The organism is Pseudoponticoccus marisrubri, from assembly GCF_001482405.1.
In the GTDB taxonomy this organism is placed as follows: Bacteria; Pseudomonadota; Alphaproteobacteria; order Rhodobacterales; family Rhodobacteraceae; genus Pseudoponticoccus; species Pseudoponticoccus marisrubri.
The window spans coordinates 687,706-710,099 of the sequence record NZ_LPXO01000001.1; the positions used below are offsets into that span (position 1 = coordinate 687,706).

23 protein-coding genes are annotated in these 22,394 nt (G+C 69.1%); 18 read left to right on the plus strand and 5 right to left on the minus strand.

Translation table 11 applies throughout. The annotated features are described in order from the left end of the window. Positions 1 to 103 precede the first annotated feature (103 nt). Entirely contained in the window at positions 104 to 2,077 is a 1,974-nt protein-coding gene (locus AVJ23_RS03380; RefSeq protein WP_058860708.1) for an AMP-binding protein, read from the minus strand. 343 nt (positions 2,078 to 2,420) lie between these two features. On the opposite strand from AVJ23_RS03380, the gene AVJ23_RS03385 reads away from it, so the two are divergent. Both AVJ23_RS03385 and AVJ23_RS03390 read left to right on the plus strand, forming a co-directional pair. Continuing rightward, a complete protein-coding gene (locus tag AVJ23_RS03385) occupies positions 2,421 to 4,334 on the plus strand; it encodes a hybrid sensor histidine kinase/response regulator (RefSeq protein WP_058860709.1) in 1,914 nt (637 codons plus the stop codon). A gap of 10 nt (positions 4,335 to 4,344) precedes the next feature. Then, a complete protein-coding gene (locus tag AVJ23_RS03390; RefSeq protein ID WP_058860710.1) occupies positions 4,345 to 5,040 on the plus strand; it encodes a response regulator transcription factor in 696 nt (231 codons plus the stop codon). 2 nt (positions 5,041 to 5,042) lie between these two features. Here AVJ23_RS03390 and AVJ23_RS03395 read toward each other — a convergent pair whose 3' ends face one another. Further along, complete coding sequence (locus AVJ23_RS03395) at positions 5,043 to 5,231, minus strand: hypothetical protein (protein WP_058860711.1); 189 nt, start codon at positions 5,229 to 5,231, stop codon at positions 5,043 to 5,045. A gap of 168 nt (positions 5,232 to 5,399) precedes the next feature. Continuing rightward, the gene (locus AVJ23_RS03400) at positions 5,400 to 6,602 is read right to left on the minus strand and encodes a hydantoinase/carbamoylase family amidase (RefSeq protein ID WP_058860712.1); all 1,203 of its coding nucleotides are present in this window, start codon (positions 6,600 to 6,602) and stop codon (positions 5,400 to 5,402) included. A 162-nt stretch (positions 6,603 to 6,764) separates the two neighbouring features. Here AVJ23_RS03400 and AVJ23_RS03405 point away from each other — a divergent pair, with 162 nt between their 5' ends. The 16 genes from AVJ23_RS03405 to AVJ23_RS03480 all read left to right on the plus strand — a co-directional run bounded on the left by AVJ23_RS03405 (position 6,765) and on the right by AVJ23_RS03480 (position 19,238). Next, a complete protein-coding gene (locus tag AVJ23_RS03405) occupies positions 6,765 to 7,244 on the plus strand; it encodes a VOC family protein (protein WP_058860713.1) in 480 nt (159 codons plus the stop codon). 71 nt (positions 7,245 to 7,315) lie between these two features. After that, positions 7,316 to 8,176, plus strand: a complete 861-nt coding sequence (locus AVJ23_RS03410; RefSeq protein WP_058860714.1) for a branched-chain amino acid aminotransferase — start codon at positions 7,316 to 7,318, stop codon at positions 8,174 to 8,176. Continuing rightward, positions 8,173 to 8,781 (plus strand): hypothetical protein, encoded by a 609-nt coding sequence (locus tag AVJ23_RS03415; RefSeq protein ID WP_058860715.1) that lies wholly within the window; start codon positions 8,173 to 8,175, stop codon positions 8,779 to 8,781. The genes AVJ23_RS03410 and AVJ23_RS03415 overlap by 4 nt, the downstream gene beginning before the upstream one ends. A gap of 56 nt (positions 8,782 to 8,837) precedes the next feature. Further along, complete coding sequence (locus AVJ23_RS03420) at positions 8,838 to 9,293, plus strand: universal stress protein (RefSeq protein WP_058860818.1); 456 nt, start codon at positions 8,838 to 8,840, stop codon at positions 9,291 to 9,293. A 140-nt stretch (positions 9,294 to 9,433) separates the two neighbouring features. Further along, positions 9,434 to 9,937 carry a ClbS/DfsB family four-helix bundle protein gene (locus tag AVJ23_RS03425; RefSeq protein WP_058860716.1) on the plus strand — a complete coding sequence of 168 codons (504 nt, stop codon included), beginning with the start codon at positions 9,434 to 9,436 and terminating at the stop codon, positions 9,935 to 9,937. Positions 9,938 to 10,023: 86 nt separating this feature from the next. Further along, positions 10,024 to 10,587, plus strand: coding sequence for a NifU family protein (locus AVJ23_RS03430; protein ID WP_058860717.1), 564 nt, complete (start codon positions 10,024 to 10,026; stop codon positions 10,585 to 10,587). A 7-nt stretch (positions 10,588 to 10,594) separates the two neighbouring features. Continuing rightward, complete coding sequence (locus AVJ23_RS03435) at positions 10,595 to 10,888, plus strand: DUF6958 family protein (RefSeq protein WP_058860718.1); 294 nt, start codon at positions 10,595 to 10,597, stop codon at positions 10,886 to 10,888. Then, positions 10,885 to 11,538, plus strand: coding sequence for a tRNA (adenosine(37)-N6)-threonylcarbamoyltransferase complex dimerization subunit type 1 TsaB (gene tsaB / locus AVJ23_RS03440; RefSeq protein ID WP_058860719.1), 654 nt, complete (start codon positions 10,885 to 10,887; stop codon positions 11,536 to 11,538). Before AVJ23_RS03435 ends, tsaB begins: the two co-directional genes overlap by 4 nt. Continuing rightward, positions 11,528 to 11,944, plus strand: coding sequence for a GNAT family N-acetyltransferase (locus AVJ23_RS03445; RefSeq protein ID WP_058860720.1), 417 nt, complete (start codon positions 11,528 to 11,530; stop codon positions 11,942 to 11,944). The genes tsaB and AVJ23_RS03445 overlap by 11 nt, the downstream gene beginning before the upstream one ends. A 127-nt stretch (positions 11,945 to 12,071) precedes the next feature. Continuing rightward, positions 12,072 to 13,076: a BMP family lipoprotein gene (locus AVJ23_RS03450; protein WP_058860721.1), complete on the plus strand. Its 1,005-nt coding sequence runs from the start codon at positions 12,072 to 12,074 to the stop codon at positions 13,074 to 13,076. A 117-nt stretch (positions 13,077 to 13,193) separates the two neighbouring features. Beyond that, on the plus strand, positions 13,194 to 14,795 hold the full coding sequence (locus AVJ23_RS03455; RefSeq protein WP_058860722.1) for an ABC transporter ATP-binding protein: 1,602 nt from the start codon (positions 13,194 to 13,196) through the stop codon (positions 14,793 to 14,795). Between the two features lie 92 nt (positions 14,796 to 14,887). Next, entirely contained in the window at positions 14,888 to 15,985 is a 1,098-nt protein-coding gene (locus AVJ23_RS03460; RefSeq protein WP_058860723.1) for an ABC transporter permease, read from the plus strand. A 39-nt stretch (positions 15,986 to 16,024) separates the two neighbouring features. Beyond that, positions 16,025 to 17,050, plus strand: coding sequence for an ABC transporter permease (locus AVJ23_RS03465; protein WP_058860724.1), 1,026 nt, complete (start codon positions 16,025 to 16,027; stop codon positions 17,048 to 17,050). An 84-nt stretch (positions 17,051 to 17,134) separates the two neighbouring features. Beyond that, the gene (locus AVJ23_RS03470; RefSeq protein ID WP_058860819.1) at positions 17,135 to 18,046 is read left to right on the plus strand and encodes a sulfite exporter TauE/SafE family protein; all 912 of its coding nucleotides are present in this window, start codon (positions 17,135 to 17,137) and stop codon (positions 18,044 to 18,046) included. Beyond that, complete coding sequence (locus AVJ23_RS03475; RefSeq protein ID WP_084794257.1) at positions 18,046 to 18,807, plus strand: TIGR02186 family protein; 762 nt, start codon at positions 18,046 to 18,048, stop codon at positions 18,805 to 18,807. Before AVJ23_RS03470 ends, AVJ23_RS03475 begins: the two co-directional genes overlap by 1 nt. Continuing rightward, positions 18,807 to 19,238: an acyl-CoA thioesterase gene (locus AVJ23_RS03480; protein WP_084794259.1), complete on the plus strand. Its 432-nt coding sequence runs from the start codon at positions 18,807 to 18,809 to the stop codon at positions 19,236 to 19,238. Before AVJ23_RS03475 ends, AVJ23_RS03480 begins: the two co-directional genes overlap by 1 nt. A gap of 180 nt (positions 19,239 to 19,418) precedes the next feature. Here the strand turns inward: AVJ23_RS03480 and uvrC are convergent, their stop codons facing one another. Together uvrC and AVJ23_RS03490 are read right to left on the minus strand one after the other, a co-directional pair. Further along, positions 19,419 to 21,260 carry an excinuclease ABC subunit UvrC gene (gene uvrC, locus AVJ23_RS03485; protein WP_058860726.1) on the minus strand — a complete coding sequence of 614 codons (1,842 nt, stop codon included), beginning with the start codon at positions 21,258 to 21,260 and terminating at the stop codon, positions 19,419 to 19,421. A gap of 322 nt (positions 21,261 to 21,582) precedes the next feature. After that, entirely contained in the window at positions 21,583 to 22,383 is an 801-nt protein-coding gene (locus AVJ23_RS03490; RefSeq protein WP_058860727.1) for an SDR family oxidoreductase, read from the minus strand. Positions 22,384 to 22,394: the final 11 nt, after the last annotated feature.

Sequence of the window (22,394 nt, forward strand, 5' to 3'; positions counted from 1 at the left end):
CAGGGCGCGCCGCCCGGGTGATGCGCGGCCAAGGGACGGTGGGCGGGGCGAATGCGCAGCAGAGCGTCCTGCCGCAGGCAGGCCCGGCCAGCGGATGCCATACTCATTCCGCCGCCATCGCCTTGGGCGCGACGGGCATCACCCTGGCGTCGCGGATCTCCAGCGTGGCGCGGATCTTGCCCTTGCGGCCGTCCTCGTAGGTGACTTCCGTCTCGGTATAGATCTCCTCCGATCCGTCATAGAGCGCGGTGACAAGGTCTCCGAACTTCTCGCCGATGATCTTGCGGCGCACCTTGCGGGTGCGGGTCAGCTCGCCGTCATCGGCATCCAGCTCCTTGTGCAGGATCAGGAAGCGGTGCACCTGGCAGCCCGACAGCATGTCGTCCTGCGCGACGCTGGCATTCACCTCCTCCACGTGGCTCTGCACCATGTCCAGCACCTGGGGATGGCCGGCCAGCTCCTGGTAGGAGGCATAGGCGATGTTGTTGCGCTCGGCCCAGTTGCCCACCGCCGTCAGGTCGATGTTGATGAAGGCCACGCAGCGCTCCTTGCCGGCGCCGAACACCACCGCCTCGAGGATGTTGGGATAGAATTTCAGCTTGTTCTCGACGTATTTCGGCGCGAACAGCGCCCCGTCCGCCATCTTGCCCACGTCCTTGGCGCGGTCGATGATGCGCAGGTGCCCGGTGCCCTCCTCGATGAAGCCCGCATCGCCGGTGGCGACCCAGCCCTCGGCATCCTTGGTGTCGGCCGTGCTCTCGGGGTTCTTGTAATATTCCACGAAGGTCCCGGGCGAGCGGTAGAAGACCTCGCCATTCTCGCCGATGCGGATCTCCACCCCCGGTGCGGGCACCCCCACGGTGTCCGAGCGCACCTCGCCATCGGGCTGCACGGTGATGAAGACGCTCGCCTCGGTCTGGCCATAGAGCTGTTTCAGGTTGATCCCCAGCGAGCGCCAGAAATCGAAGATCTCGGGCCCGATCGCCTCGCCCGCGGTATAGGCCACGCGCACCCGGCTCATACCGGCGCGGTTGCGCACGGGACTGTAGATCAGCGCCTCGCCGAGGGCGTATTTCAGCCGGTCCATCAGGCCCACCGGCTTGCCGTCCAGAAGCTTCGGGCCGACCTCGCGGGCATGGGCCATGAAGTGGTCGAAGAGCCGCTTCTTGAGCGGACCCGCATCCTCCATCCGGATCAGCAGCGCGGTGATGCGCTCTTCGAAATAGCGCGGCGGGGCGAAGAAATAGGTCGGCCCGATCTCGTGCAGGTTCTCGTACATGGTCGCCGTGGCCTCGGGGCAGTTCACGCAGAACCCCGTCCAGTAGGCCTGCCCGATCGAGAAGATGAAATCGCCAACCCAGGCCATGGGCAGGTAGGCCAGCACGCTGTCGCTCTGGCGCAGGTCGTCGAATTCCGACGAAGCGCGCGCGCTCTCGATGATGTTGCGATTGGACAGCACCACGCCCTTGGGCTTGCCCGTGGTGCCCGAGGTGTACAGCATCACGCAGGTGTCGTCATAGCCCAGCGCCTCGCGCCGGCGGGTCAGCTCGCCGATCAGCTCGTCATGCGCGGCGCGGCCCTGCGCCTGGACATGGGAATACTCGTGCAGCCGCGTGTGGTCGTATTTGCGCAGGCCCCGCGGATCGACATAGACCATGTGCTCGAACTGGTGCAGGTCCTCCTGGATCTCGATGACCTTGTCGACCTGCTCCTGGTCGGCGGCGATGACGAAGCGCGCGCCGCAATGGCCCAGCACGTAGCGCATCTCCTCGGCCACCGCGTCCTGGTAGAGCGGCACGGGGATCGCGCCGACCATCTGCGCGGCCACCATCGACCAGTAGAGCGTCGGGCGGTTGCGGCCGATGATGGCCACGTAATCGCCTTTCGCCACGCCCATGTTGAGCAGGCCAAGCGCGAAGGCCTCGATCTCCTGCTCGGTCTCGGCCCAGCTCCAGCTCTGCCAGATCCCGTATTCCTTCTCGCGATAGGCCGGTGCGTCGCCGAACCGCTCCGCGTTGCGGCGCAACAGCGCCGGAATCGACCGCAAGCCTTCAGTGCCCTCAGCGTGCTGCGCCAAGTCAACTCCTCCCCTTGACCGGTGCCTCCGGCCCTCCCCTGCCGCCCGTGCGGCGGCCTGATCGCCTGTGTCGCGATTCTCGTCTCATTAGGCTGACGCTTACCGTGGCGGTCAACTTTTTCCGGATGTTTTCCCAATTCTTACGAATTGTAACGACCCGCCCGGGCGCCGCCGGACCCCGGTGACAGGCCCCGCGCGCCGCGCTAGGCTCGGGCTCCCGGACAGGAGTGCCCATGCCCCGCCACGCAGCCCCCCGCCTCCCCGGCGCCATGCCGGAGCCACTCGCGCCACGGGACGGCGGGCGGGGCGAGGTGCGCAGCACGAGCGCCGGACCGGCGGCCCGATGAGGGATCCCGCGCTCATCCAGGCCGGGCTCAACCTGATCCAGCAGGCGCTCAGCATCTATGACAGCGGGTTGCGGCTGGCGGTCTGCAATGCCCGCTTCGCCGAGATGTTCGACCTGCCCGCACCGCTGACCACGCCCGGTGCCCGGTTCGAGGACACGGTCCGCCACCTGCTGGCCAGCGGCGAATACGGTACCGTGGACGACCCCGAGGCCTTCGTGCGCGACCGGGTCGAGACCGCGCTGGCCTTCCAGCCGCATTACATGGAGCGCACCCGCGCCAATGGCCGGACCATCTCGGTCGAGGGCGCGCCGCTGCCGCATGGTGGCTGGGTCACGGTCTATACCGACATCACCGAGGTGAAGGCCCAGGAGGCGCTGCTGCGCGCCCGCTCCGAGGTACTCTCCGAAGAGGTGCTGCGCCGCTCCGAGGAGCTGGCCGCCAGCAACCGCCAGCTGGCCGCCGCAAATGCCGCTCTGGAAGAGGCGCGCCGCGAGTTGCTCGAGATGGAGGCGCGCACCCGCACCACGGCCGAGATGATGCCCGCCCATATCGCCCGCGTGGATGCCGAGGGGCGCTACACCTTCTCCAACCGCCGCCTGCCCGCGGTGATGCCCGGCCGCGCCGCCGAGATCCACGGCCGTCACATCCGCAACGTGCTGGGCGAGGCCGCCTTCGACCGCGTGCGCCCGCATCTCGAGGCCGCGCTGGCGGGCCGGCAATCGGCCTTCGAGTTCACCGACGCGGTCTCGTCCCGGCGCATCAGGGCGGTCTTCACCCCCGACCCGCTGGAGCCCGGCGTCTACATCCTGTCGCAGGACGTCACCGAGGAAACCCAGACCCGCGCCGCCCTGCAGCAGACCCGGCGGCGCGAGATGGCCGCACAGCTGACCTCGGGGCTGGCGCATGATTTTTCCAACCTGCTGACCATCATCCTCGGCATGCAGTCGAAACTGGCCCGCACCGTCACCGACCCGCGGGCCGAGCCGCTGATCGCCGCCACCCTGCAGGCGGCACGACGCGGCGGGCGGCTGCTGAACCGGATCGGCGACATCACCTCGCAGCGCCACTGGCAGGCCGAACCATTGTCGCCGGCGCGCCTGCTGGCAGATCTCGAGACGCTGGCCACGCCCAGCCTGCCCGAGGGGCTGCACCTGATGATCCGCGATGCCACCACCGGCCCGGTGCTGGCCGATCCCGGCCTGCTGCAGGACGCGCTGCTGAACCTCGTGCTGAACGCCGCCGATGCCTGCGGCGGCGCCGGCGAGATCCGCGTGGCGGCCGAGGAGGTGCAGGACACCTGGCTGCAGATCACCGTCACCGATACCGGCCCCGGCTTTTCCGAGACGGCGCTGGAGCACGGGCTGGACCCGTTCTTCACCACCAAGGGCGGCGAGGGCTCGGGGCTGGGGCTGGCCATGGTCTATGACACGACCAAGCTGGCCGGCGGCGCGGTCCGGCTGTCCAACACGGGCACGGGCGCGCGGGTGACGCTGCGCCTGCCGCTGCGCCGGGCCCAGCCCCTGCAAGGCGGCGGGCTCGTGCTGCTGGTCGATGACAGCGCCGACCTGCGCGAGACGATCCGCGGCGAATTGACCGCGCTGGGTCATTCCGTGGTCGAGGCGAGCTCGGTCGACGAGGCCTGCGCGCTGGTGGACGGGCTGCCCGAGATCGCGCTGGTCCTGTCCGATATCGCGCTCGAGGGCGAAGACACCGGGCTCGACCTGCTGGAGCGGGTGCAGGGCGTGCCGGTGCGGCTGATGACCTCGCTGCCGCCCGATCACCCGCTGCATGTCCGCGCCGCCGCCCATGGCCCGGTGCTGCGCAAGCCTTTCACGCAAGACGCCCTGCGCGAGGTGCTGACGGCACATCCGCGCGACGGCGCGGTTCCCCGGCCCGGGCAGATGCCGTAACAGGTCGGGCATGAGCGCGCTTGTCACCATCCTCGACGACGAACCCGAGATCCGGGCCATGCTGTCCGACGCCCTGACCGAGGCGGGGTTCCGCACCATGGCCTTTGCCCGCGCGGCCGAGTTCGAGGCGGCGCTGCGCCGCACCACGCCCGATGTCTGCCTGGTGGACCTGGGCCTGCCCGACCGCGACGGGCTCAGCCTCGTGCACCGGCTGGCGCTGGAACAGGGCGCCAAGATCATCATCATCTCGGGCCGCGCGCAGGTGCAGGACCGCGTCACCGGGCTCGAACTGGGCGCCGACGACTACATCATCAAGCCCTTCGATCCGGCCGAGGTGGTGGCCCGCATCCGCGCCCGGCTGCGCGGCCCCCGCCCCTCCAGCCGCGGTCAGACCGCGCGGTTCAACGGCTGGACCGCGCATTTCGACCGCTACGCGCTGGAGGATTCCGAGGGGCAGGAGACGCCATTCAGCCATGCCGAGGGCGAGGTGCTGCGCCTGTTCCTCGAAAGCCCGCGGCGGCTGATCACCCGCGCCCACATGCAGGAGAGCCTGGGCGGCGGCGCGGGCGAGAGCTTCGACCGGGCGATGGATGTGCGCATCTCGCGGCTGCGCACCAAGCTGCGCGAGGATCCCCGCAACCCGCGGCTGATCAAGACGATCTACGGCGCGGGCTACATCTTCCTCGGCGAGGTCGCCTGGGACTGACGCTAGGGCTGGATCGTCGTGTAGATCTCGGCCAGGCCCAGCAGCTGCTTGATCTGCGGCAGGATCGCCACCGCGACAACCCCGACCAGCGCGCCGATGCCCAGCCGGATAGGAGCGCGCCCCAGCCGCGGACCGGCCAGCCCCAGCAGGCCGCAGACAAGGGCGTAATAGCCCAGCGATATCGGGTCCATGCGCCCCTCCGTTCCCCGTGACACGCCCAGTCTAGCCTGTCGATGCCGCCGGGGGAACGCGCGCGTAAGGCCCTTCGAAGGGCCTTACGTCAACGCGTTTGCAAACGCGTTCAGAAAGCGGTTTCGAAACCGCTTGTCCAAGCCGCTTCGAAGCGGCTTGTCCGCCCATCACGACGCGATGCGCGCCACGGCATCGGCCATCACCTGCAACCCGGTCACCAGGTCGGCCTCGTCCGTATCCTCGGCGAAATCATGGCTGATCCCGCCGATCGAGGGCACGAAGAGCATCGCCGCCGGCATCAGCCGCGCGGCGTTCGAGGCATCGTGGAGTGCGCCCGACGGCATGGGCCGCCAGAGGCCGGGCACCTGCGCCTCGGCCGCCTCGGCCAGCGCGGCGCGCAGCCCCGCATCCATCGCCACCGGCGGCACGCCCAGCATCGGGCCGAAGGAACAGGCCAGCCCATGCGTCTCGGCCACCTCCTGCGCGGTGTCGCGCACGATCGCCTCCATCCGGTCGAGCCGCCCGGCGTCGCCATCGCGCCACTGCACCGAGAAGGCCGCGCGCCCCGGCACGATGGAATGCGCGTTGGGATGCAGCGCGACGTGGCCGATGGTCCAGACCGTGTCCGGCGTCACAACCTCGGCCAGCCGGGTGTTGAGCAGCCCCGCGAAGGCCACCAGCCCCTGGAAGGCGTCCTGCCGCAGCGCCATCGGCGTGGTGCCGGCGTGGTTCTGCTGACCCTCGAACTGCACCACCATGTCGCGGATGCCGACGATGGCCTCGACCACGCCGATCTTGCCGGCGGTGCGGTCCAGCACCGGCCCCTGTTCGATATGCATCTCGACGAAACCGGTGAACTGCGCCGGGTCCAGCCAGTCGCCCAGCCGGGCGCCCATGGCGGCCCGCGCCTCGGCCAGCGTCACGCCATCGGAATCGACCAGCGTCTGCGCCCGTTCGCGGTCCAGCGCGCCGGCCCAGGCCGCGCTGCCCGTGGTGACGCCAAACCGCCCCTCCTCGTCCTGGAAGGAGACGGCCGAGATCGCCGGCCCGCCGGCCTCGCGCGCGGCCCGGGCGATCTCCAGCGCCGCGATCACGCCCAGCGCGCCGTCCAGCCAGCCGCCCTCGGGCTGGCTGTCGGAATGCGAGCCCAGCAGAAGCGAGCGCTCTCCGGCGATCCCGAAGAGCGAGCCCATCGGGTCGAAGCGCGGTGCCAGACCGGCGGCCTCCATCCGCCCGGCCAGCCAGTCGCGCGCCTCGATATCGGGGGGGCTGTAGGCCGGGCGCTGCACGCCCTTGCCCACCCCCGAGGCACCGAAGCGGCGCAGCGCATGCAGGTCTTCGAGGAATCGGTCGGGCTGGATCGGGATCATGGCACAGTTCCTTTCGCGCCAAGGGTCGGGCAAAGATGCCGCGCTGTCAATTTATCACGATAAATCTCCGGAAGCGTGCGCTGGCGCACCGATGCCATCCGGCCACAGGGAATTCCGCCGCATTCGCACAATACCTAGATGACGATGCAAAGGAGACATGCCATGACCGCCCATCCCGACACCCGCATCGGACACGTGCACCTGAAGGTCGCCGATCTCGACCGCGCCATCACCTTCTACCGCGACGTGCTGGGGCTTGCGGTGATGCAGCGCTTCGGCACGCAGGCGGCCTTTCTCTCGGCCGGCGGCTATCATCATCATATCGGCCTGAACACCTGGCACAGCAAGGACGGGCCGCGCCCCGACAAGCGGGCCACCGGGCTCTACCACACGGCCTTGCTCTATCCCGACCGCCGCACGCTGGCGCAGGCGCTGAAGACCGTGCTAGACGCCGGGGTCACGCTGGACGGGGCGGCCGATCACGGCGTCTCGGAGGCGGTCTATTTCACCGATCCCGACGGCAACGGGATCGAGCTCTACCGCGATCGCGCGCCCGAAGACTGGCCCCGCGATACCGAGGGCAACCTGGCCATGGTCAATGCCCGTCTCGACCTCGACGCGCTGCTGGCCGAGGCGGATTGAGCCCCGCGCGCTCTGGACCTTGCCGCCCGGCTTGCCTAGCCTGACGCCGCGCGCAAGGGGAAGGGAACCACATGGCTACGGGACGCAACATCCGCACCTATTTCAACGGCAGCTGGCAGGACGGCGACGCCATGATCCTGCGCGCGGCCGATCACGGCGCGTGGCTGGGCTCGGGCGTGTTCGACGGGGCGCGCTGCGTGAACGGCATGGTGCCCGACCTGCGGGCGCATTGCGACCGGGTGAACCGCTCGGCCGAGGCGCTGGGGCTGGTGCCCAATGTCACCACCGACGAGATGGTGACGCTGACCATGGAGGGGCTCTCGGCCTATCCGGCCGATGCGGCGGTCTATATCCGGCCCATGTACTGGGGCATCGACGGCGACGTCACCGCCATCGTGCCCGACCCCGAGAAGGTCGGCTTTGCCATCTGCCTCGAGGAAATCCCCATGGCGCCCGAGACCGCCAGCGCCACGCTGGGCTACACGAGCTTCCGCCGGCCGGTGCTGGAAAGCGCCGTGGTCAATGCCAAGGCCGGCTGTCTCTATCCCAACAATGCCCGCATGCTGCGCGAGGTGCGCGGGCGCGGCTTTTCCAACGCGCTGGTCGCCGATGCCATGGGCAACGTGGCCGAAAGCGCCACGGCCAATGTCTTCATGGTGCGCGACGGCGTGGTCTTCACGCCGATCCCGAACGGCACCTTCCTGGCCGGGATCACCCGCGCCCGGCACATCGCCAACATGCGCGCCGACGGGATCGAGGTGATCGAGACGGTGCTGGGCTTCGACGCGTTCGACACCGCGGACGAGGTCTTTCTCTCGGGCAACATGCAGAAGATCACGCCGGTCACCGGCATCGAGGAGGCCAGCTACCAGGTCGGCCCCGTCACCCGCCGCGTGCGCGAACTCTACTGGGACTGGGCGCATTCAGCATGAGCCTGCGCGGGCTCTTCCGGCACCGCGCCCGCGCGCCGGAGGGCCCGTCGCTGGAGGAGCAGGTCGCCCTGCTGGCCCGGGCCGGGCTGCCGCTGGCCCCGGGCGTGACCCGCGCCGACCTGCTCGATTTCGGACCGGAAGAGAGCTATCGCGCCGAGCCGTGGCGGCTCCTGCTGATGACCTACGCCGTGCGCAGCGAGCCCGAGGCCGCGCCGCGCCCCTTCTGCGACCGGGCCGTGCTGGTCGACCTGTCCCATGCGCCGGGCCAGGGCGATCACGCCACGCTGGCCGCACAGCTGGCGGGGATCGCCGGGCTGGGTCCGCGGCTGCGCGGCGCGGTCGAGGCCGAGACGCCGGGCGGGCGCGTGCTCTCCTACCGGCTGGACGGTGTCCCCCGGCAGCACCGGGCCGAGGGGCGCGGGCCGTGGCTCGATGACGCGCTGATCGACGCCATCGCCGCGGACCTTGCGCCGCTGATGGTCCCGCGCGCGCTCCACGCGCTGGACAACGACCTGCAGCGCATGTTCTACGCCCTGACGCCGGCCGGCGCCGCGCTGATCGAGGCCGAGGCCCCCGGCCTGTTGACCCCACTGCCCGATCGCTGACACCGCTTGCCACCGCCGGCGCGCTCGGCCATGATCGGCGCCTGAAGGAGCGGATGATGCGCAAGTTTCTGGTCGTCCTCGATGACAGCCGCGAATGTCTGAACGCGATGCGGTTCGCCGCCATGCGCGCCGCCAATACCGGCGGTGGGGTGGCGATCCTGTCGGTGATCCCGCCGGACGAGTTCAATCACTGGATCGGCGTGGGCGACATCATGCGCGAGGAATCGCGCGAGCGCATCCAGGCGCATTTCGAGGTTTTCGCCAAGTGGATGCGCGACAAGCAGAAGGTCGACCCCGAACTGGTCATCCGCGAGGGCGATCCGCTGACCGAGATCCTGGCCCAGGTCAAGGAAGACGGCGAGATCGGCGTGCTGGTCCTCGGCGCCGCGGCCGACAAGAAGGGCCCCGGCCCGCTCGTGTCGCAGCTGACCCGCTCGGCCGGCACGCTGCCCGTGCCGATCACCATCGTGCCGGGCGATCTGTCCAAGGAACGGCTGGAAGCGATCACCTGACGCGCAGCGCCGCAGCAGCGGCGACGGGCGCGAAGGCCGCCACGCCGGACCGCTGTCTGCCATGATGTCGATCAATCCGCGGCCTGCCGATCCGGTGCATCCTGTATGGCGAACGCTCCCTTGCGAGGAGGATCGGCCCCATGCCCGCCGCAAAGGACCGCGCCGCCCTGCGCGCGGTCACCGAAAAGGAGTTCGCCAAGCTCGAGGCGCTGCTCGACCGCGTGCCGGAGGCGGCTCGGCTCGTGCCGGATGCCGGGGCGGACGGTGCGTCTCTGAAGGACATCGTCGGGCACCGGGCACATTGGATCGGGTTGTTTCTCGACTGGTACGCGCAAGGACAGGCCGGTGAGGCCGTCGAGATCCCGGCACCCGGCTACAAGTGGAATGCGCTCAAGCGCTTCAACGCCGATCTGCGTGCCGCGCAGGCCGATCTGGGCTGGCAGGCGGCGCGCGACCTGCTGCGGCGCAACCATGCGCGGCTGATGGAGTTCATCGACCGGCATGACGATGCCAGCCTCTATGGCGGGCCGATGGCGGGCGGCGGCAATGCCTGGACAACGGGACGCTGGGCCGAGGCGGCGGGCGCCTCGCATTACCGCTCGGCGGCAAAATACATCCGGACACGGCTGCGCGCCCTGTCCTGACGGCACTACTTTAGAACGGTTCCAATCCTTGACGTCGCGCCGGGCGAGGCGCATATAGGAAGCGACCCGAAAAAGGTGCGACACATATGTTCATTCAGACCGAATCCACCCCGAATCCCGCGACGCTGAAATTCCTGCCGGGCCAGACGGTGCTGGACAGCGGCACGGCCGATTTCCCCGCTGCCGAAGCGGCCAGCACCTCGCCCCTCGCGCAGCGGCTCTTTGCCGTGGACGGCGTGACCGGCGTGTTCTTCGGCACCGACTTCATCACCGTCACCAAGGGCGAGGCCAGCGACTGGGACCATCTCAAGCCGGCCATCCTTGGCGGCATCATGGAGCATTTCCAGTCCGGCCAACCGGTCATGACCGACGGCGTCAGCCAGGGCGACGGCCATGCCGCGCATGACGGCGAGGATGGCGAGATCGTCGGCCAGATCAAGGAGTTGCTGGACAGCCGCGTGCGTCCGGCGGTGGCGCAGGATGGTGGCGACATTACCTTCCACGGCTTCGACCGCGGCGTGGTCTACCTGCACATGCAGGGCGCCTGCGCGGGCTGCCCCTCGTCCACGCTGACGCTCAAGATGGGGATCGAGAACCTGCTGCGCCACTACATCCCCGAGGTGACCGAGGTCCGCCCGGTCGCCGTCTGAGCCGGCCATGGGCGACAGGGTCGAGGTCGAGAACGTCAACCACCCGGGCCGCACGGAACGGGTGGATGCAGCGAAGTATGCCGCGATCCGCGACCTGATGCTGGCCGCCCTGCCACAAGGCGCCCCCGGCCTGACCGGCGCCCAGATCAAGGACGCGTTGCGCCCCGATCTGCCGCAGGATCTGTTTCCCGGCGGGGCGACGCTGGGATGGTGGGCCAAAAGCGTGCAGTTGGACCTCGAAGCCAAGGGCCTCGTCCAACGCGCCCCGACCCGGCCCCTGACCTTCTTCCGCCCGACATGAGCCTGATCCTCGGTTTCGACACCTCGGCCGCCCATGTCAGCGCGGCCCTGTTCGACGGGTCGCGCCTGCTGGCCCATGCGCATGAGGACATGGCGCGCGGGCAGGCCGAACGGCTGGTCCCCCTGCTGGACGCTGTACTGGCCGAGGCGGGCGTGACCTGGGCCCGGCTCGACGCGCTGGGGGTCGGCACCGGGCCCGGCAATTTCACCGGCATCCGGCTCTCCGTGGCATGCGCGCGCGGGCTGGCGCTGGGCCTGAACATCCCGGCGGTCGGCGTCAGCCTGCTGGAGGCCGTGGCGCTGGACATGCCCGGCCCGGTGCTCTCCTGCCTGCCCGCCCCGCGCGACCGCACCTACGTGATGTCGCGGGACATGGCGCGCGACGTGCCGGCGCAGCTGATCGCCATCGACGAGATTCCCGCCGACTGGGCCGAACCCGGGCTGACCTGTGTCGGCCCGGCAGCCGCGCCGGTCGCCACCCGGCTGGGCGCCGCGCAGGCCCCCGCCCGGCACGCCCCCGGCAGCGCCGTGGCGCGGATCGCCGCAGAGCGCTGGCAGCACGCGCCCGAGCGCCCGGCCCCGGTCTATCTCAAGCCCGCCGATGCCGCGCCCGCGCGCGACGCGCCGCCGCGGATCCTCGATGACGCCTGAGGCGATGGCCGCGCTGGCCGCGCGCGCCTACCGGCACGGCACAGCGTGGAGCGCCACCGCCTTCGCCGACACGCTGGCCCGCCCCGAAGCCCTTCTGGGCCTGTCCGGCGACGCGGCTTTCGCGCTGGGGCTGGTCATCGCCGACGAGGCCGAGATCCTCGCCGTCGCCTGCGACCCGACGCAGCAGCGCCAGGGCCATGCCGCGCGCGCGCTGGCGCAGCTCCACGCCGCCGCAACCGGGCGCGGGGCCGGGACCGTCTTCCTCGAGGTGGCGGCCGGCAACGCATCGGCCATCGCCTTCTACGCGCGGCACGGCTATGTCGTGACCGGCCGGCGGCGCGGCTATTACCGCACGCCCGATGGCGGGCGCGAGGATGCGCTGCTCATGGTGCGGGCCCTGCCCTGACGGCGCGTCGCCGCGGGTGCCCGGTGCGGAAAAACCGGTTGACCCTCCCTGCCCCCTGCGGCCTTAATCGGGCCACCAATAACGCAAGGCCGGCGCGGGCGCGCCGCCCTGCAACAGGGAGCACGACATGACCTTCATGACCAAGACCCTCGGCACCGTGGCCGCGCTGGCCCTTTCGGCCGGGGCTGCGCTGGCCGATCCGGCCCTGATCTACGACCTCGGCGGCAAGTTCGACAAATCCTTCAACGAGGCGGCCTATAACGGCGCCGAACGCTGGGCGCAGGAAACCGGCGGCTCCTACCGCGACATCGAGATCCAGTCCGAGGCCCAGCGCGAACAGGCGCTGCGCCGCTTCGCCGAGGCCGGGTTCAACCCGATCGTGACCACCGGCTTCGCCATCGCCGACATCCTGGGCCAGGTCGCGCTGGATTATCCCGACACCAAGTTCGTCAATGTCGACGGCTTCCTGCCCGAGGTGCCCGACAACGTCCTGCTGATCAACTTCCAGGAACACCAGGGCTCGTATCTCGTCGGCATGCTGGCGGCGATGGCCTCCGAGACCGACACGGTCGGCTTCATCGGCGGCATGGACATCCCGCTGATCCGGCATTTCGGCTGCGGCTATGCCCAAGGTGCCAAGGCGGCCAACCCCGATATCGAGATCATCGCCAACATGACGGGCACCACCCCCACCGCGTGGAACGACCCGGTCAAGGGGTCGGAGCTGGCCAAGGCGCAGATCAGCCAAGGCGCCGACGTGATCTATGCCGCCGCCGGCGGCACCGGGATCGGCGTGCTGCAGACCGCCGCGGACGAGGACATCCTGTCGATCGGCGTGGACAGCAACCAGAACTACCTGCACCCGGGCCAGGTCCTGACCTCGATGCTCAAGCGCGTCGACGTGGCCGTGCATGACGCGATGGCCGCCGGCACCGATCTCGAGACCGGAAAGTACATGACGCTGGGCCTCGCCGAGGAAGGCGTGGGCTACGCGCTGGACGAGCATAACGAGGCGCTCATCACCGACGAGATGAAGGCCGCCGTGGACGAGGCCCGCCAGCAGATCATCGATGGCGAGCTGAACGTGGTCAGCTACTACGAGAATGACAGCTGCCCGGCACTGAACTTCTGATCCCGACGCGGGCCGGCCCCGGCCGGCCCGACGCGAACGACCCGCCCGGCCGCCGCGCCGCTGCCCGACCCGGGCCGTGGGCGCCGCGGCCGGGTGCTTCCTGAACAAGGGCGCAGCATGACCGATACCCCCGCCATCGAGCTCAAGGGCATCTCCAAGGCCTTCGGCCCCGTGCAGGCGAACAAGGACATCTCGATCCGCGTGATGCCGGGCACGATCCACGGCATCATCGGCGAGAACGGCGCGGGCAAGTCGACGCTGATGTCGATCCTCTACGGCTTCTACAAGGCCGATGCGGGCGAGGTCTGGATCAACGGCGACCGCAAGGACATCACCGACAGCCAAGCCGCCATCGCCGCCGGGATCGGCATGGTCTTCCAGCATTTCAAGCTGGTGCACAATTTCACCGTGCTGGAAAACGTGATCCTCGGCGCCGAGGACGGCGCCATGCTGACCCCCTCGCTGGCCAAGGCCCGCGGCGTGCTGAAGACGCTGGCCGAGGAATACGAGCTGAATGTCGACCCCGAGGCGCTGATCGAGAACCTCTCGGTGGGCCACCAGCAGCGGGTCGAGATCCTCAAGGCGCTCTACCGCGAGGCCGACATCCTGATCCTCGACGAGCCGACCGGCGTGCTGACGCCCGCCGAGGCCGACCACCTGTTCCGCATCCTCGAAGGGCTCCGGCGCGAGGGCAAGACGATCATCCTGATCACCCACAAGCTGCGCGAGATCATGGAGATCACCGACACGGTCAGCGTCATGCGCCGCGGCGAGATGACCGCCACCGTCAAGACCTCCGAGACCTCGCCCGAAGAGCTGGCCGAGCTGATGGTGGGCCGCAAGGTGCTGCTGCGCGTCGACAAGCAGCCCGCCCGCCCCGGCGCCCGGGTGCTCGAGATCGAGAACCTCCGCCTGACAGACCGCGACGGGGTGGAACGGCTCAAGGGCATCTCGCTTGACGTGCGCGCCGGCGAGATCCTCGGCATTGCCGGCGTCTCGGGCAATGGCCAGTCCGAGCTGCTGCGCGTGCTGGGCGGCTATGCCGAGGCCACCGGCACGATCCGCGTGAACGGGCAAAAGATCGACCTCACGGGTCGGCATTCCGACGGCCGCTCGCGCCGCGCCCGCGGCATCGCCCATGTCCCCGAGGACCGCCACCACGAAGGGCTGATCCTGCCCTATACCGCGTGGGAGAACTCGGTCTTCGGCTACCATGACGACCCGGCGATCCAGTCCGGCCCGCTGATGAACAATGCCGCGATCAAGGCCGAGGCCGCCGCCAAGATGGAGCGGTTCGACGTGCGCCCGCCCAATCCCGCCCTCGCGGCGCGCAACTTCTCGGGTGGCAACCAGCAGAAGATCGTGCTCGCCCGCGAGATCGAGCGCAATCCCGACCTGCTGCTGGTCGGCCAGCCCACCCGCGGCGTCGATATCGGCGCGATCGAGTTCATCCACCAGCAGATCCTGCGGCTGCGCGACGAGGGCAAGGCCATCCTGCTCGTCTCGGTCGAGCTCGACGAGATCCTGTCCCTCTCCGACCGCATCGCGGTGATGTTCGACGGCCAGGTCATGGGCGAACGCCTGCCCGACCAGACCGACCAGACCGAGCTCGGCCTGCTCATGGCCGGCGTCACCGAAACGGGCGGCCGCAGCCCCATCGAGGCGGTCGACGCCAAGCTGCAGGCGAAGGACGCGCGCGAGGCCGGTCAGAATGGCTGACCCGCGCCCTTTCATCTTTCCGCAAATACTCCCGCCGGAGGCGTCCATCCGCGCCACGGGCGGGCCGTCCGGCCCCAGGAAGGAGTCGCGCCATGGATAGAATGCCCGCATGGGCCGACGCGGTGCTCGTGCCCCTGTTCTCGATCGTGCTGGCCGCGATCCTCTCGGCGGGGGTGATCCTCGCCATCGGCGAGAACCCGGTCGAGGCCTTCCGCCTGATGGTGGACGGGGCGCTGATGCGCTCCTCGGGCTGGGGCTACACGCTCTACTACACCACCAATTTCATCTTTACCGGGCTCTGCGTCGCGGTCGCCTTCCATGCCCGGATGTTCAATATCGGCGGCGAGGGGCAGGCGATGATCGGCGGGCTGGGCGTGGCGCTGGTCTGCCTGTTCATCCCGTGGCCGCACTGGAGCATCGCGCTGGTCTTCGCGACACTGGCGGCGGGGGCCTTCGGCGCGGCTTGGGCCTGGATCCCGGCCTACCTGCAGGCCAAGCGCGGCAGCCATATCGTGATCACCACGATCATGTTCAACTTCATCGCCGCGGCGGTTCTGAACTACGTGCTGGTCAACGTGCTGCGCCCGGCCGGCGCACAGGATCCGGCCACGGCGCGCTTCCCCGAGGCGGTGCACCTGCCCACCTTCCAGGACATGTTCTCGACCGCCGAGACCGCGATGTTCCGCGGCTCGCCGGCCAACGTGACCTTCTTCATCGCCATCCTCGCCTGTGTCGCGGTCTGGCTGCTGATCTGGCGCACGCGGCTGGGCTACGAGATCCGCGCCTTCGGCCATTCCGAGACGGCGGTGCGCTATGCCGGCATCTCGCCCGTGCGCATCACCGTTCTGGCCATGCTGATCTCGGGCGGGCTGGCCGGGCTGATGGCGATCAACACCACCATGGGCGAGGCCGAGCGGCTGGTGATGAACGCCACCGAGGGCGCGGGCTTCATCGGCATCGCCGTGGCGCTGATGGGGCGCAGCCACCCGGTGGGCGTGTTCCTCGCCGCGCTGCTCTTCGGCTTTCTCTACCAGGGCGGGGCCGAGCTGGCGCTCTGGACCAATATCCCGCGCGAGCTGATCACCGTGATCCAGGCGCTGGTGATCCTGTTCACCGGGGCGCTGGACAACATGGTGCGCATGCCGCTGGAGCGGGTCTTCCTCGCCTTCCGCAAGGAGGGCGCGCGATGAGCCGCCCCTGCCCCGCCGCCCCGGCCAAAGGAGCGTGACATGGACCTGAACACCATCCTCCAGGTGCTGGACAGCACCGTGCGCCTGGCCACCCCGCTGCTGCTGGCCTGCCTGGCCGGGCTCTTCTCGGAACGCTCGGGCATCATCGATATCGGGCTCGAGGGCAAGATGCTGATCGCGGCCTTCTTCTCGGCCGCGATCGCCGCGATGGTCAGCACGGCCGAGACATGGCAGCTCTTCGGCATGGAGCTGACCTGGCTCAAGGACCTGATGCCGGCGGTGATCTGGGGCATGTTCGCGGGCATCCTCGCCGCGCTCTTCCTGTCCGGGCTGCACGGGCTGGCCTCGATCACCTTCCGGGGCAATCAGCTGATCTCGGGCGTGGCGCTGAACTTCCTCGCCTCGGGCATCACCGTGCTGATCGCGCAGGTCTGGTTCCGGCAGGGCGGGCGCACGCCCTCGCTGATCTCGGGCGGCCGGTTCGAGGAGATCACCCTGCCGCTGGCCGAGACGCTGCGCCCGGTGCCGCTGCTGGGCCCGATCTATGCCGACCTGATCTCGGGGCACTCGATCCTCGTCTATGTCGGGCTGCTGATGGTGCCGCTGACCTGGTGGGTGCTGTTCCGCACACGCTACGGTCTGCGCCTGCGCGCCGTGGGCGAGGCGCCCGAGGCGGTGGACACGGCCGGGGTCTCGGTCACCGGGCTGCGCTATTCCTCGCTGGTCATCACCGGGGTGCTCTGCGGCCTGGCCGGCGCCTACCTGGCCACCGGGCTGCAGGCCGGGTTCGTGCGCGAGATGACCGCCGGGCGCGGCTACATCGCGCTGGCGGCGCTGATCTTCGCCAAGTGGCGGCCCTGGTACGCGCTGGGGGCCTGCCTGCTCTTCGGCTTCCTGCAGGCCGTGGCGCTGCGCTACCAGAATATCGACCTCGGCGCCTTCACCGTGCCGGTTCAGTTCATGGACGCCCTGCCCTATGTCCTGACCGTGGTGATCCTGGCCGGTTTCGTCGGCAAGGCCATCCCGCCGCGCGCCGGCGGCGAGCCCTACGTCAAGGAACGCTGACGCCGTCGGGGCAATTCCCGTCGCGCCCCGGCGCGGCGGGGCTTTTCCGTTGCGCCCCGAATGCTGCAGGCGCATAACTGGACCATGCAGGTCTATCTTCCCATTGCCGAGGTGTCGGTCAACGCGTTCTTGCTTCTGGGGCTGGGCGGCATGGTGGGGCTTCTGTCCGGCATGTTCGGCGTGGGAGGCGGCTTCCTCCTGACGCCGCTTCTGTTCTTCATCGGCATCCCGCCCGCCGTGGCCGTGGCGACCGGCGCCAACCAGATCGTCGCCTCCTCGGTCTCGGGGCTGATGGCGCATCTCAAGCGACGAACGGTCGACATGCGGATGGGGGTGGTGCTGCTCATCGGCGGTCTGGTGGGCGCCAGCCTGGGCGTGGCGCTGTTCAACTACCTCAAGAGCCTCGGCCAGGTCGACCTGCTGGTGCGGCTGTTCTACGTGACCTTCCTGGGCGTGATCGGCGCGCTGATGTTCGTCGAAAGCCTCAAGGCCCTGCGCCGCTCGCGCAGCGGGGCACGGCCCGTTCGACGCAAGCACAACTGGGTGCACGGGCTGCCGCTCAAGATGCGGTTCCGCAGCTCGGGCCTCTACATCTCGGTCATCCCGCCGCTGCTGGTGGGCCTGTCGGTGGGCGTGCTGGCGGCGATCATGGGCGTGGGCGGCGGGTTCATCATGGTGCCCGCGATGATCTACCTGCTGGGCATGCCGACCAAGGTCGTGGTGGGCACCTCGCTCTTCCAGATCATCTTTGTCGCCGCCTTCACCACCACGCTGCACGCGGCCACCAACTACACGGTGGACGTGGTGCTGGCGGTGCTGCTGCTGGTGGGCGGCGTGGTCGGCGCACAGCTGGGCACGGTGCTGGGCATGCGGCTGCGGGCCGAGCAGCTGCGCATCCTGCTGGCGATCCTCGTGCTGCTGGTCTGCGCCAAGATCGGGCTGGAGCTGCTGCTGCGCCCGTCCGAGCTCTACTCGATCACCACCGGGGTGCTGTGATGCGCTGGCTGCTGCTCGCCCTGGCCACCCTCTGGGCCGCGCTGCCCGCGCGGGCCGAGGAGGTCGTCCTCGGCCTCAGCCAGGACAGCGTGTCGATCTCAACTTCCTTCGACGGCTCCGAGATCCTGATCTTCGGCGCGATCAAGCGCGAGGCGCCGATCACGCAGGACCCGCCGCTACAGGTCATCGTCACCGTCTCCGGCCCGCTGCAGCCCCTGACCGTCTGGCGCAAGGCGCGCGTCGCCGGGATCTGGGTCAACAGCGCCGCGGTGGTGGTCGATGCCGCGCCCTCCTTCTATGCCATCGCGAGCTCCGCCCCGTTCTACGAGGCGATCAGCCATGTCGAGGACCTGCGCCACCACGTCTCGATCCCGCGGGCGATCCGCTCGGTCGGGGCGCCGAGCGCGGTCGAGGATTCGCAAAGCTTCACCGACGCGGTGATCCGCATCCGCAGCGACCAGGGCGTCTACCAGCTGATGGAGAACGCCGTCTCGGTGCGCGAGCACACGCTGTTCGAGACCTCGATCGACCTTCCCGCCAACCTGACCGAGGGCGCCTATCCCACGCGCATCCTGCTGACGCGCGGCCGCGAGGTGATCTCGATCTACGAGACCGAGATCGACGTGCGCAAGGTCGGGCTGGAGCGCTGGCTCTTCACCCTGTCGCGGGCGCAGCCGCTGGTCTACGGGCTGATGTCGCTGGCCATCGCGGTGATCGCCGGCTGGGGCGCTTCCACCGCCTTCCGGCTGCTGAGGTCCTGATGAGCCGCCCGCCCCCCGGCACCCGCGGCGCGTACCGCGCCTTCCACGCCCTGCCGACGCGCTGGAAGGACAATGACGAATACGGGCACATGAACAATGCCGAGTACCTGTCGCTCTTCGACACGGCGGTCAGCCTCTGGCAGATGGAGAACGGCATCACCCTCCGCGGCCCGGACGCGCTGCGCCTGCTGGTGGTCGAGACCGGCTGCCGCTACCACGAAGAGGCAGGCTTTCCCGACCTGATCCATGCCGGGCTGCGCGTGGGCCACCTGGGCCGCTCATCGCTGCGCTTCGAGATCGGGCTCTTCCGCAACGACGCCGACCGCGCCTGCACCGAGGGGTTCTTCACCCAGGTGCTGACCGGCCCGGACGGGCGGCCCACGCCCCTGCCGGACGATCTGCGCGCGCTGTTTCAGACGTTGGTCTTGTGAACGCGCGCCGATTGGGGGCCAGCCCCCAAACCCCCGAAGTATTTTCGGAAAGATGAAAGACAAGGGCGCGCGGGGGCCACGGGCGCCCGGGGGATCCAAGGGGGCCTGCCCCCTTGGGGCCTGCGTGGCCTGAACGCGAACCGACCTGTGCGCGGCACGCGCGCCGGGGGATCAGGGCGGTCAGGGCTTGTCGTGGAAGAAGGCATAGATCCGTTCGGCCAGCGCTTCGCTGACCCCGTCCACCGCCTTGAGATCGGCGAGGTTCGCCCGGCTGACCGCCTTGGCCGAGCCGAAATGCGCCAGCAGCGCGCGTTTGCGGGCGGCGCCCACGCCCTGCACCTCGTCCAGCGGGTTGGCGCTGACCGCCTTGGACCGCTTGGCGCGGTGTGAGCCGATGGCGAAACGGTGCGCCTCGTCGCGCAGGCGCTGCACGAAATAGAGCACCGGATCGTTGTGGCGCAGCGCGAAGGGGCGCTGGCCGGGGCGGTGGAACTCTTCCTTGCCGGCATCGCGGTCGATCCCCTTGGCGACGCCGACGAATGGCACGTCCTCGACCCCGTGCTCTTCCATGATCGCCGCCACGGCCGAGACCTGCCCGGCGCCGCCGTCGATCAGCATCAGGTCCGGCCAGAGCCCCTTTTCACGGTCGGGATCCTCTTTCAGCAGACGGGAGAGGCGGCGCTTCAGCACCTCCTTCATCATGCCGAAATCATCGCCCGGGGTCAGCTCGTCGCCGCGGATGTTGAACTTGCGGTACTGGTTCTTGAGAAAGCCCTCGGGGCCGGAGACGATCATGGCGCCCACGGCATGGGCGCCCTGGATGTGGCTGTTGTCATAGACCTCGATCCGGGCCGGCGGGGCGTCAAGCTCGAAGGCCTCGGCCAGCCCGCGCAGCAGCTTGGCCTGGGTCGCGGTCTCGGCCATGCGGCGGGCGAGGCTCTCGCGCGCATTGCGCGCCGCGCCCTCGACCAGCTCGGCCTTCTCGCCGCGCTGGGGCACGGCGATCTCGACCTTGCGGCCCAGCTTGTCGGCCAGCAGCTCGCCCATCAGGTCGGCATTCTCGATCCCGTGGCTGAGCAGCAGCAGGCGGGCCGGTTCCTTCTGGTCGTAAAACTGGCCGATGAAGGCCTCCATCACCTCGGCCTCGGAGACATCGTCGCCGACCCGCGGGTAAAAGTCGCGATTGCCCCAGTTCTGGTTCGCGCGGATGAAGAAGACCTGCACGCAGGCCTGTCCGCCCTCCATGTGCAGCGCGATCACGTCGGCCTCGGCCACGCCCTTGGGGTTGATGCCCTGCGCGGTCTGCACGCTGGTCAGGGCGCGGATCCGGTCCCGCAGAGCGGCGGCGCGTTCGAACTCCATCGCCTCGGAGGCGGCCGCCATCTGCTCGGCCAGCATGGCCTGCACCTGGGTCGACTTGCCGGTCAGGAAGCGCTGCGCGTCGCGCACGCTGGCGGCATAATCCGCCTCGGAGATGCGGCCGACACAGGGCGCGCTGCAGCGCTTGATCTGGTGCAGCAGGCAGGGGCGCGTGCGGCTTTCGAACATCGAGTCCGAGCAATTGCGCAGCAGGAAGGCCTTCTGCAGCTGGTTCAGCGTCCGGTTGACCGCGCCGGCGCTGGCGAAGGGGCCATAATACTGACCGCCCTCGGTCTTGGCGCCGCGATGCTTGCGGATCTGCGGATAGGCGTGACCGGTGACGAGGATGTTGGGAAAGCTCTTGTCGTCGCGCAGAAGCACGTTGAACTTGGGCTTGAGCTGCTTGATCAGGTTCTGTTCCAGCAGCAGCGCCTCGGTCTCGGTGCGCGTGGTCAGGAACATCATCGACGCGGTTTCCGAGATCATCCGCGCAATGCGCCGCGAATGCCCCGAGGGGCGTGCATAGTTCGACACCCGCGCCTTGAGGTTGCGTGCCTTGCCGACATAGAGCACGCGGCTTTGCGCATCGAGCATGCGATAGACGCCCGGCGAGCTGTCGAGCGTCTTCAGATAGGACTGGATGACATCATGTCCGCCGGTCATGCAGCTGTCCCGATCCCCCGTTCCGGATGCAGGCGGGATACATACGATTCCCCGTCCCCGCCTGCAATGCAAAGCGCTTTGGTTCAAGGGCGAATGGATCCACCGAAACTGTGGATAAACCTGTAGGCAAAAACCGGCGAAGCGGGATTTCTTCTTGAGTCTTGGCCACTTCCGTCATCTGCCCAATTTTTCAGCACCTAAATAACCCACTGAAAAGGCTGAATAAAAAATCGGATGTTTGCAATGCATTGGAATTCTTAATGTTTTTGTAACGCTTACGTTACGTCCGCGTGACCGGTGCAAAACCTGACTCGAACCAGCATCATTCCAGCCCGATCACGTCCGGTGTCTGCCAGTTCAGGTGCTGCCCGCCGTCGATGCACAGAAGTTGCCCGGTGACGCCCGGGGACGACAGGAAATATCCCAGCGCACCGGTGATGTCATCGGGATTGGCTCCCCGCTCCAGCAATGTGGCGGCGCGCTGGCGGGCGAAATGGTCCTCGGACTGGCGGCCGCCCTTGAGCGTCGGGCCGGGCCCGATCGCGTTGACGCGCACCTTTGGTGCCAGCGCCTGCGCCGCGGTGCGGGTGAAGGCCCAGAGCCCCATCTTGGCCAGCGTGTAGGTCATGAATTCCGGCGTCAGCTTGCGCACGCGCTGGTCGATCATGTTGACCACCAGCCCCTGCGCCGCGGGCTCGTCGCGGGAATCCCGCAGCGGGTCGGGCACCTGTCGGGCCAGCTCCTGCGTCAGCACGAAGGGCGCGCGCAGGTTGCTCTGCATGTGGCGGTCCCAGCTGTCGCGGGTGGCGGTCTCGATATTGTCGTATTCGAAGATCGAGGCATTGTTGACCAGCACCGTCAGCGGTCCACCCAGCGCCTCGGCGGCGCGCCCGATGAGCGGCGCGATCTGCGCCTCGTCCACCAGGTCCGCCTGCAGCATGGCGGCCTGCCGCCCCATGCCGCGGATCTCTTCCACGGTGTCGCGCGCCGCGTCCTCGGAGCCCGCGTAATGCACCACCACGTCGTGGCCGCGCGCCGCCAATTCCAACGCCATGGCGCGGCCCAGCCGCTTGGCGCCGCCTGTCACCAGCGCGCGGGGCGCCGCTCCTGTCGTCTCAGCCATCTGTCCTCCGG

What these genes read in the sequence shown, in the direction of transcription:
- AVJ23_RS03385 (WP_058860709.1), top strand. Translation starts at nt 2,421, where the DNA reads ATGAGGGATCCCGCGCTCATCCAGGCCGGGCTCAACCTGATCCAGCAG.
- AVJ23_RS03390 (WP_058860710.1), top strand. Translation starts at nt 4,345, where the DNA reads ATGAGCGCGCTTGTCACCATCCTCGACGACGAACCCGAGATCCGGGCC.
- AVJ23_RS03395 (WP_058860711.1), bottom strand. Translation starts at nt 5,231, where the DNA reads ATGGACCCGATATCGCTGGGCTATTACGCCCTTGTCTGCGGCCTGCTG.
- AVJ23_RS03400 (WP_058860712.1), bottom strand. Translation starts at nt 6,602, where the DNA reads ATGATCCCGATCCAGCCCGACCGATTCCTCGAAGACCTGCATGCGCTG.
- AVJ23_RS03405 (WP_058860713.1), top strand. Translation starts at nt 6,765, where the DNA reads ATGACCGCCCATCCCGACACCCGCATCGGACACGTGCACCTGAAGGTC.
- AVJ23_RS03410 (WP_058860714.1), top strand. Translation starts at nt 7,316, where the DNA reads ATGGCTACGGGACGCAACATCCGCACCTATTTCAACGGCAGCTGGCAG.
- AVJ23_RS03415 (WP_058860715.1), top strand. Translation starts at nt 8,173, where the DNA reads ATGAGCCTGCGCGGGCTCTTCCGGCACCGCGCCCGCGCGCCGGAGGGC.
- AVJ23_RS03420 (WP_058860818.1), top strand. Translation starts at nt 8,838, where the DNA reads ATGCGCAAGTTTCTGGTCGTCCTCGATGACAGCCGCGAATGTCTGAAC.
- AVJ23_RS03425 (WP_058860716.1), top strand. Translation starts at nt 9,434, where the DNA reads ATGCCCGCCGCAAAGGACCGCGCCGCCCTGCGCGCGGTCACCGAAAAG.
- AVJ23_RS03430 (WP_058860717.1), top strand. Translation starts at nt 10,024, where the DNA reads ATGTTCATTCAGACCGAATCCACCCCGAATCCCGCGACGCTGAAATTC.
- AVJ23_RS03435 (WP_058860718.1), top strand. Translation starts at nt 10,595, where the DNA reads ATGGGCGACAGGGTCGAGGTCGAGAACGTCAACCACCCGGGCCGCACG.
- tsaB (WP_058860719.1), top strand. Translation starts at nt 10,885, where the DNA reads ATGAGCCTGATCCTCGGTTTCGACACCTCGGCCGCCCATGTCAGCGCG.
- AVJ23_RS03445 (WP_058860720.1), top strand. Translation starts at nt 11,528, where the DNA reads ATGACGCCTGAGGCGATGGCCGCGCTGGCCGCGCGCGCCTACCGGCAC.
- AVJ23_RS03450 (WP_058860721.1), top strand. Translation starts at nt 12,072, where the DNA reads ATGACCTTCATGACCAAGACCCTCGGCACCGTGGCCGCGCTGGCCCTT.
- AVJ23_RS03455 (WP_058860722.1), top strand. Translation starts at nt 13,194, where the DNA reads ATGACCGATACCCCCGCCATCGAGCTCAAGGGCATCTCCAAGGCCTTC.
- AVJ23_RS03460 (WP_058860723.1), top strand. Translation starts at nt 14,888, where the DNA reads ATGGATAGAATGCCCGCATGGGCCGACGCGGTGCTCGTGCCCCTGTTC.
- AVJ23_RS03465 (WP_058860724.1), top strand. Translation starts at nt 16,025, where the DNA reads ATGGACCTGAACACCATCCTCCAGGTGCTGGACAGCACCGTGCGCCTG.
- AVJ23_RS03470 (WP_058860819.1), top strand. Translation starts at nt 17,135, where the DNA reads ATGCAGGTCTATCTTCCCATTGCCGAGGTGTCGGTCAACGCGTTCTTG.
- AVJ23_RS03475 (WP_084794257.1), top strand. Translation starts at nt 18,046, where the DNA reads ATGCGCTGGCTGCTGCTCGCCCTGGCCACCCTCTGGGCCGCGCTGCCC.
- AVJ23_RS03480 (WP_084794259.1), top strand. Translation starts at nt 18,807, where the DNA reads ATGAGCCGCCCGCCCCCCGGCACCCGCGGCGCGTACCGCGCCTTCCAC.
- uvrC (WP_058860726.1), bottom strand. Translation starts at nt 21,260, where the DNA reads ATGACCGGCGGACATGATGTCATCCAGTCCTATCTGAAGACGCTCGAC.
- AVJ23_RS03490 (WP_058860727.1), bottom strand. Translation starts at nt 22,383, where the DNA reads ATGGCTGAGACGACAGGAGCGGCGCCCCGCGCGCTGGTGACAGGCGGC.